The organism is Nocardioides sp. P5_C9_2 (genome assembly GCF_054049555.1).
Genome location: NZ_JBFUMD010000215.1, coordinates 1 through 6,167 on the forward strand (window position 1 = coordinate 1; position 6,167 = coordinate 6,167).

General features: G+C 70.1%; 6 protein-coding genes. 5 read left to right on the forward strand and 1 reads right to left on the reverse strand.

Annotated elements, in window-relative coordinates:
* On the reverse strand, nucleotides 1-723 hold a 723-nt coding region (locus ACXJKL_RS11990), incomplete at its 3' end, for a hypothetical protein (protein WP_457207276.1).
* Nucleotides 724-768: 45 nt separating this feature from the next.
* Between ACXJKL_RS11990 and ACXJKL_RS11995 the strand changes: the two genes are divergently transcribed.
* The 5 genes from ACXJKL_RS11995 to pstB all read left to right on the forward strand — a co-directional run bounded on the left by ACXJKL_RS11995 (nucleotide 769) and on the right by pstB (nucleotide 5,837).
* The gene (locus tag ACXJKL_RS11995; protein ID WP_457207277.1) at nucleotides 769-1,629 is read left to right on the forward strand and encodes an NUDIX hydrolase; all 861 of its coding nucleotides are present in this window, start codon (nucleotides 769-771) and stop codon (nucleotides 1,627-1,629) included.
* Nucleotides 1,630-1,818: 189 nt separating this feature from the next.
* Nucleotides 1,819-2,937: a phosphate ABC transporter substrate-binding protein PstS gene (pstS, locus tag ACXJKL_RS12000; RefSeq protein ID WP_457207278.1), complete on the forward strand. Its 1,119-nt coding sequence runs from the start codon at nucleotides 1,819-1,821 to the stop codon at nucleotides 2,935-2,937.
* Nucleotides 2,938-3,040: 103 nt separating this feature from the next.
* Entirely contained in the window at nucleotides 3,041-3,976 is a 936-nt protein-coding gene (gene pstC / locus ACXJKL_RS12005) for a phosphate ABC transporter permease subunit PstC (protein WP_457207281.1), read from the forward strand.
* Nucleotides 3,973-5,040, forward strand: coding sequence for a phosphate ABC transporter permease PstA (gene pstA / locus ACXJKL_RS12010; RefSeq protein WP_457207279.1), 1,068 nt, complete (start codon nucleotides 3,973-3,975; stop codon nucleotides 5,038-5,040). Before pstC ends, pstA begins: the two co-directional genes overlap by 4 nt.
* A 17-nt stretch (nucleotides 5,041-5,057) precedes the next feature.
* Nucleotides 5,058-5,837, forward strand: a complete 780-nt coding sequence (gene pstB, locus ACXJKL_RS12015) for a phosphate ABC transporter ATP-binding protein PstB (RefSeq protein ID WP_457207280.1) — start codon at nucleotides 5,058-5,060, stop codon at nucleotides 5,835-5,837.
* Nucleotides 5,838-6,167 lie beyond the last annotated feature (330 nt).

Genomic DNA, 6,167 nt, shown 5'->3' on the forward strand with positions numbered 1-6,167 from the left:
GTGCCGACAGGCGTAGCCCCCGGAGAAGATGCTGGCGGCGACGGGAGCGCCGCTGGCCTCGACGACGTCGTCGAGCTCCTCGAGCGCGTCGGCGTCGCCCCGGGCCGCCTCGACGGCCGCCTCGAGGGGGGCGACCTGGTCCGAGGTCAGCACGACGCCCTCGTCGGCCAGCAGGGCGACGTACTGGAGCTCGGGGGTCAGGTCCGGTCCGAGCCGGGGCAGCAGGTCCTGCCCGCCGCCCCACACCCCGTCGTCGTCCTCGGGCTCCTCGAAGCCGAGCCGGCGCAACCGGTCGGCGAGCGCCTCCACCGACTCCTCGTCCGGCATCCCCAGGATGTCGACGGCGCCGGCGGGGGACTGGGCGAACAGCTCCCAGTCCAGGGTGCCGGGGGAGAAGCCGAACGCGTCCTGCATGGTGCCGCTCGACCCGACGAGGGCCGAGGTCGAGGTGAGGTCGGAGGCGAACGCCTCGCCGAGGAAGGCCGTCACCGCCTCGCCGTCGGGGGTCTCGCCCAGGTCGGCGCCGACCTCACGGCGTACGGCGCTCCAGTCGGTCCACGAGAGCCGCTCGGTGCCGGCGGGGGCGAGGTGCACGGCCCGGGCGAGCCGGGTCTCGTCGCCGCGCCACCACTGGACGCCGGCGACCACGGCCACGACGACCAGGACGAGGGCCAGCGCGAGAGCCACGAGCGTCACCGGACCCGGCGCGAGACGGCGACGCATGGGCAGGCTCCTCGACGGACGACGAATGGTGTGAGACTAGCGTCCATGCCGGCCGGTGATGTGCGCGCTGCAGGAGCGGTGGTGACCCGCAAGGGCGGCGACGTGCTGCTCATCCACCGCCCGCGGTACGACGACTGGTCCTTCCCCAAGGGCAAGCTCGACCCCGGCGAGCACGAGGTCACCGCGGCCGTCCGTGAGGTCGCCGAGGAGACCGGGCTCGCGGTGCGCCTCGGACCGCCGCTGCCCGGCCAGCGCTACCGGCTCACCAACGGCCGGACCAAGGCCGTGTCCTACTGGACGGCCCGGGTGGTCGGGGACGACGACGTGGGTCGCTACGCGATCAACGAGGAGATCGACGAGGTGGCGTGGGTGCCGTGGGACAAGGCCCGCGAGGTGCTCACCCACGTGCACGACCGCGGCACCCTGGACGACGCCCGCGCGCTGCGCCGCAAGACCCGCGCCCTGGTCGTGCTCCGCCACGGCCGGGCCCGCTCCCGCAAGGCGTGGCGCGGTGACGACCGCCGTCGCCCGCTCCTCGTGGCCGGGGCCGCCCAGGCCGAGCGCCTGGTCCCCGTGCTGGCCGGCTTCGACGCCACGGCAGTCCACACCTCCTCGAGCACCCGCTGCGTCGACACCGTCGCGCCGTACAGCCGCTCCACCGGGTGGCCGCTGGTGACCCACGACGGGCTCACCGAGGAGGACGCGAGCGCGGACGCGGTCGTCGACCTGGTGGGCGACCTGATGGCGACGCTCGCGGGGGTGGTCGTCTGCACGCACCGCCCGGTGCTGCCGATGGTGCTGGACGCGGCGGGAGTGCGTGACGACGTCCGGCTGGAGACCGGCGAGCTGCTCGTCGTGCACCACCGCAAGGGTCGGATCGTGGCCACCGAGCGCCACCTGCCCTAGTCCTGTCCGGGCGTGCGCGTCAAGGGGTCCCGCCGGAGTTCATGTGACCGCCGTCTCGTCCCCGACGGGGCGACGCCATCCGGCCCGGTCGAGTTCACCGCTCGTTCACCGACGCCGCCGTGCGCGGTCACCTGCGCTCCCTACCGTCTGGCTCGTCAGCATGACCACAGACCTCTCAGGAGCAACGAAGTGAAGCGCACTTCCTTCCGTACGGCGATCGTCCCGGCCGTCGCAGCCCTCGCCCTCAGCATCTCGCTGTCGGCGTGTGGCGCAGGCAACGAGACCGACTCCGCGTCCGCGGACAGTGGTTCGGACACCGAGGGGGGCAGCCTCAGCGGCGAGCTCAACGGTGCCGGCTCCTCGGCCCAGGAGAAGGCGATGGAGGCCTGGTCGACCGGGTTCCAGGGCCTCAACCCGGACGTCACCCTCAACTACAACCCGGTGGGCTCGGGCGACGGGCGCACCCAGTTCATCGAGGGTGGCACGCTCTTCGCCGGGACTGACTCCTACTTCAGCGACGACGAGGGCGAGCTCAGCAAGGCCAACGAGCGCTGCGGCTCCGACATCATCGAGGTGCCGTCGTACGTCTCGCCGATCGCGGTGATGTTCAACCTCGAGGGCGTCGACTCCCTCAACATGGACGCTGACACCATCGCGCAGGTCTTCGACCAGAAGATCACGAAGTGGAACGACCCGGCCATCGCCGACCAGAACCCCGACGCCGACCTGCCCGACACGGCGATCACCACCGTGCACCGCCAGGACGACTCGGGCACGACCAAGAACTTCACCGACTACCTCGGCAAGGCCTCGGACTCGTGGTCCTACGAGGCCGAGGACGCCTTCCCCGTCAAGGGTGGCGTCGCGGCCGAGGGCACCTCCGGCGTCGTGGCCGCCGTCACCAACGGCAACGGCACCATCGGCTACGCCGACGAGAGCCAGGTCGGTGACCTGTCGGTCGTCTCGGTCAAGGTCGGCGACGAGTACGTCGCGCCGTCCGCCGAGGCCGCCGCCAAGGTCATCGCCGTGTCGTCCCCCGTCGAGGGTCGTCCCGACGTGGACATGGCCGTCGACGTCGACCGCACCACCGAGGAGGCCGGCGCCTACCCGGTGATCCTGCTGTCCTACCTGGTCGCCTGCCAGACCTACCCGTCGGCCGACGAGGCCGACCTGGTCAAGGGCTTCCTCGAGTACGTCGTGTCCGACGAGGGCCAGCAGGCCGCCTCGGACAACGCCGGCTCCGCTCCGCTGGACGCCGACACCGCGTCGCGTGCMCAGGGCATCGTGGACGCGATCGCGGCCCAGTAGGACACTCGTGACAATGCACCACCCACACGCGTGCGGCGGACCGATCATCGGCCCGCCGCACGCGCGTACCCACGTCTGACCAGCGAAGGACCTTGTTGTGACCATGACCGAGCCGGCACCCCCGCGGACCGGCGCACCCACCCAGACCGGTGACCGGGTGTTCTCGGGCGTCGCCCGCGGCGCCGGGCTGGTCATCCTGGCCGCCCTCGCCAGCGTCTTCGTCTTCCTGACGATCGAGGGCGCTCCGGGCTTCGTCCAGGACGAGCAGTTCTACAAGGGTGCCGGCAGCTTCTGGGGCTACGTCGACAACCTGCTCTTCGGCACGGTCCTGGTCTCGCTGATCGCCCTGCTGGTCGCCATGCCCCTCGCCTTCGGCATCGCCCTCGTGGTGAGCCACTACGCGCCGCGCTGGATCGCCGGCCCGGTCGCCTACGTGATCGACCTGCTGGCCGCCGTGCCGTCGGTGGTCTTCGGCCTCTGGGGCATCAACCTCTTCGCGCCCAAGATGGTGCCGATCTATGACTGGCTGCACGAGCACCTGGGTTTCCTCCCCTTCTTCAAGGGCCCGGTCAACCCGGTGGGGACGACGATCCTCACCGCCGGCCTCGTGCTGGCCATCATGGTGCTGCCGATCATCACGGCCATCTCGCGGGAGGTCTTCAACCAGACCCCGGTCCTGCACGAGGAGGCGGCCCTCGCGCTGGGCGCCACCCGCTGGGAGATGATCCGGCTCGCGGTGTTCCCCTACGCCCGCTCCGGCATGGTCTCCGCGGTGATGCTGGGCCTGGGCCGTGCCCTCGGCGAGACGCTGGCCGTCGCGATGGTGCTCTCCGGCGGTGGTGGCATCAGCTTCAACCTGATCGCCAGCTCCAACCCGACGAGCATCGCCGCCAACATCGCCTCGCAGTACAAGGAGAACACCCCCGGCACGCTGCACGTCCTGGTCGCCACCGGGCTCGTGCTGTTCCTGGTGACCTTCCTGGTCAACTTCGCGGCCCGATGGATCGTGGCCCGCAACGAGAGAAGGATGAGCCGATGACCTCGACGCTGACCACGCCGCCGGCGACGTCGTCGACGATCCCGCTCACCCACGGGCGCCTGCCCCGATGGGCTCCCGGACTGGTCGCGGTCGTGGCGATCGCCGCCGCCGGACTCTTCCCGCTGCTGCTCGGCTGGGGCCCGGTGCCCTGGGTGCTGGTGTCGGTGGTGTTCTACATCGGCGGCCTCACCCTGTGGTCGGCCGTGGTGGAGACACGGCGCTCGGCCGTCGACCGGATGGTCACCTCGTTGGTCTGGACGGCCTTCGCGATCGCCCTCGTGCCGCTGGTCTCGCTGCTGTGGACGGTGCTCTCCAAGGGCATCCCGGCGATCAACAGCACGTTCCTGACCTACTCGGCGTTCCGCACCAGCCTCGACCAGCCGGTCGGCATCTACCACGCGATCATGGGCACCCTGGTGATCACGCTGTGCGCCGCCATCATCTCGGTGCCGATCGGGATCTTCGCCGCGATCTACCTCGTGGAGTACGGCAAGGGCAACAAGCTGGCCCGCGGGATCACCTTCCTCGTCGACGTGATGACCGGCATCCCGTCCATCGTCGCCGGGCTCTTCGCCTTCTCGATGTTCACCTTGTTCTTCGGGGCCGGCTTCCGGGCCGGCATCGGCGGTGCGGTCGCGCTGTCCCTGCTGATGATCCCCATCGTGGTGCGCTCGACGGAGGAGATGCTGCGCCTCGTGCCGGACGACCTGCGCGAGGCGGCGTACGCCCTCGGGACGCCCAAGTGGCGCACGATCACCAAGGTCGTGCTGCGCACCGCGCTCGGCGGCATCATCACCGGCGTCACGCTCGCCACGGCGCGCATCATCGGGGAGACGGCGCCGCTGCTGCTGATCGCCGGCCTCACCACCCGCACCAACGTGAACCCCTTCGACGGGTTCATGACCACGCTGCCGGTGTTCATCTACTCGCAGTTCCAGAAGGGCACCCCGGCAGACTTCGATCTCGCCTGGGGCACCGCCCTCGTCCTCGTCGTCATCGTGCTGCTGCTCAACATCGCCGCGCGCGTCATCGGAAAGATCTTCGCCCCCAAGACCGGGCGCTGAAGGAGCTAGGAAACTCAATGGCCAAGAGCATCGACGTCTCTGACCTCGACATCTACTACGGCGACTTCCTCGCCGTCCAGGGTGTCAACATGACCATCCAGGCGCGGTCGGTGACCGCGTTCATCGGACCCTCCGGCTGCGGCAAGTCGACCTTCCTGCGCTCGCTCAACCGGATGCACGAGGTGATCCCCGGCGCCCGGGTCGAGGGCAAGGTGATGGTGGACGGGCAGTCGCTGTACGAGCCCAACGTCGACCCCGTCGCCGTACGCCGCCAGATCGGCATGGTCTTCCAGCGCCCCAACCCGTTCCCGACGATGTCGATCTACGAGAACGTGCTGGCCGGCAACCGCCTCAACGCCAAGAAGATGAAGAAGGCCGAGGCCGACGAGATCGTCGAGTCGTCCCTCAAGGGCGCCAACCTGTGGACCGAGGTCAAGGACCGTCTCGGCCGACCCGGCATGGGGCTCTCGGGCGGCCAGCAGCAGCGGCTGTGCATCGCCCGCGCGATCGCCGTCCAGCCCGAGGTCCTGCTCATGGACGAGCCCTGCTCCGCGCTCGACCCGATCTCGACCTCGGCCATCGAGGACCTGATCCACGAGCTCAAGACCGAGTACACGATCGTCATCGTCACCCACAACATGCAGCAGGCGGCGCGGGTCTCCGACGAAACCGGCTTCTTCAACCTCAAGGCCGCCGGAGAGCCCGGGCACCTGGTGGAGTTCAACAGCACCCAGAAGATGTTCGCCAACCCGGACAACGAGGCGACCGAGGCGTACATCTCCGGCCGCTTCGGCTGAGGGGTCTCCTGCCCGCCCCTCCCGGGGTAGTTAGGGACGAGTTGGTAGGTGATCCCGCCGCTCGACCGACCAGATCGTCCCAAACTATCCCGGGGGGGAGATGGGCCTGTGGATGAAATCTGCGGGCCGGGACGCACTCGGTTCACGATGATCGGGTGTCAGCGGAGGAGTGGACCCCGGGAGCGTGGCCGACGCACGGTGTCGGCCCGCGTGAGGGCCTGCCCCCGGGACTGACCTGGCCCTCCCGGCGCGGAGACCCGGAGGGTCCCACGCAGTGGCAGACGCGGTCGGGTGCCTATCGCAGCGTGGGCGGCGGCTGGTGGGTGCCGG